The following is a 2,487-nucleotide window of genomic DNA, read 5'->3' as shown; positions in this document are numbered from 1 at the left end:
GTAGAAGGCGCGCCGCGCGGGGTCCATCTCCTGGTGGTTCTCCCAGGCCTCCGGGATCATCATCAGGACGGCGTGGGGCAGCGAGCGGCCGCCGAGGTGCAGCAGCTCCAGGACCTCGTCGAAGCTCGCCGAGTCGCTGGCGCCGCGGGTGATCACCGGGTAGACGCGCTTGAGATCGCCCGGGATCAGGTCGGTTTCCAGCAGCGCCTCGCGGGCGTCCATCCAGTTGCGGTTGCCGCGCAACGTGTTGATCTCGCCGTTGTGCGCCACGTACCGGTACGGGTGGGCCAACGGCCACGACGGGAACGTGTTGGTGGAGAACCGGGAGTGCACCAGGCCGATGGCGCTGGTGACGCGCTCGTCGGTGAGGTCGGCGAAGAACCGCTCGACCTGCGGCTCGGTGAGCATTCCTTTGTAGACGATCGTGCGCGAGGACAGCGACGGGAAGTACACGTCGTCCTCGACGAGCTCGTGCTCGGCGCGCTTGCGGACGCAGAACGCGCTGCGCTCGATGTGCAGCGGGTCCGCGTGCTCCGGCTTCGGCCGGCGCGCGGCGAGGAACAGCTGCGTGAAGTGCGGCATGGTTTCGGCCGCGGTCGGCCCGCAGTGCTCGGTGTGCACCGGCAGCTCGCGCCAGCCGAGGACGCGCATGTCCTCCTCGGCGGCGATGCGCTCGATGGTCGTCATGGCCCGGCCGCGGCGCTTTTCGTCCTGCGGCAGGAAAGCCGTGCCGACCGCGTAGGTGCCCGGTTCGGGGAGCTCGAAGTCCACGACCGCGCGGTAGAACTCGTCCGGGATCTGGATCAGCAGGCCGGCGCCGTCGCCGGTGTCCGGTTCGGCGCCACGAGCCCCGCGGTGTTCCAGGTTGCGCAACGCGACCAGGGCCTTGGCGACGATCGCATGATCTCGGCGCCCGGTCAGGTCGGCGACGAAGGCGACACCGCAGGCGTCGTGTTCGTAGTCGCTCCGGTAGAGGCCCTTGGCCTCGGCGTTGCTGAGCTGCTCCCCGGACGGGGGCAGGGAACTGGCACGGTGGGTCACGGCTGGCCGCCTCCCAAGGCGTTGGCGCGACCGGTACTCACTCCATGGGGTGGTTCGAGCTGAACCGGTTAACGAAGTGGTCCGGAACCGCGATGGTCAGTCGAGAACAGTTGCTGTTGTCGAGGTGCTGGATGACGCAAGGAACCGGCCGAGCGCCGATGCTCGGAAACCGGCCGCGATCATCTGGGAGGCCGCACAACGCTGGGCAGCCGAACATGTCGGGTGCTGCGAGCGCGCACAGGCCGGCCACGGTGGTGGGGGCCGTCCGGAGCGCGCGGTGTTACTCCCGGGTTCGCCGGGTCTTATGACGATAGTGTGAATTCGCTGTTATCGACATACGTCGTTGCGCCCGGGTGGGAAATGCCACGCATGCGTTGACGTCCCCGGGGGTAGTCCCATATGTCGGGCCAGCTCTCCCGTAGAGCGGGCTGCAACGCCGCTGACCTGGGAAAACGTCCGTCCGAAGTGGTCGGGGGTGGCTGGTGGAACCCCTGGTCGAGGTGGGAAGCTGGGTGCATGGCGGCTTGGCTCGATGACTGATCGTTATCTCTCCGTGGCTCGGGACGGCGTCCACGAGATCGAGATCAAGCGCTCCCGGTTCCTCTGCGCGCTCGCTCCGGTGACGTCGGAAGAGGCCGCGCGCGAGTTCATCGCGGCCCGCCGCCGCGCGGATCCGGGGGCGCGACACCACTGCCACGCCTTCGTTTTGGGGCCGGATGGGCGAACTCAGCGGTCCAGTGACGACGGTGAGCCGGCGGGCACGGCGGGTACGCCGATGCTGGAAGTGCTGCGCCGCCGGGACCTGACCGACACGGTCGCCGTGGTGACGCGGTACTTCGGGGGAGTCCTGCTGGGGGCGGGAGGGTTGATCCGCGCGTACGGTCAGTCCGTTTCGGACGCTGTGGAAGTTGTTGGTGTACTAGAACACCGGCGTCTCAGCCTGGTCGAAGTGGCGGTGCACTACGACCGCGCGGGCCGGCTGGAGAACGACCTGCGCGCGTCGCCGTACCTCCTCCACGCGACCCGCTTCGACGAGCTGGCCCGCTTCGAGATCGGCCTGGCACCGGGGGAGGGAAACGCCTTCGCGGGCTGGCTGGCGGACCTGACGAACGGCGAAGCGGCGACGACCCCGCTCGGCGACCACTGGGTGACCTCCACTCCCCAAGGTCGCGAATGACTCATTCGGGACCTGCGACGTCCCGAATGAGTCATTGGCGGCACTGCGGCGGGGTGGTCCACCGGGGCTGCGTGGTCCGGTCGCGAAACCGCTTGGCGCGCAACGAACTTTCGGCGCTTCCGTGCGCGGACCCTTCCGTGGCACCATGTCGTGCCACCGAGTTCCGGTACCACTTCGACCCCTGGACGTTGCCGGCGCGGCTCGACCCGCGCTGACAACGTTGTCACCACCCGTTCTGCTTGTCCGACAACGTTGTCGCCCGGCGGGAA

Annotated in this window: 1 protein-coding gene and 1 pseudogene; one reads left to right on the top strand and one right to left on the bottom strand. The window is 68.6% G+C overall.

The annotated features are described in order from the left end of the window. Positions 1 to 1,041, bottom strand: a pseudogene (locus tag ACWDN5_RS46685) (glutamate synthase subunit alpha); the annotation flags it as partial. A gap of 532 nt (positions 1,042 to 1,573) precedes the next feature. Between ACWDN5_RS46685 and ACWDN5_RS46680 the strand changes: the two are divergent. Continuing rightward, on the top strand, positions 1,574 to 2,218 hold the full coding sequence (locus ACWDN5_RS46680) for a YigZ family protein (RefSeq protein ID WP_310971226.1): 645 nt from the start codon (positions 1,574 to 1,576) through the stop codon (positions 2,216 to 2,218). Positions 2,219 to 2,487: the final 269 nt, after the last annotated feature.

Source organism: Amycolatopsis sp. NPDC003731 (assembly GCF_053586895.1).
The sequence above is the reverse complement of the archived record's forward strand: the minus strand, read 5'-3'. Positions and strand labels throughout refer to the sequence as shown.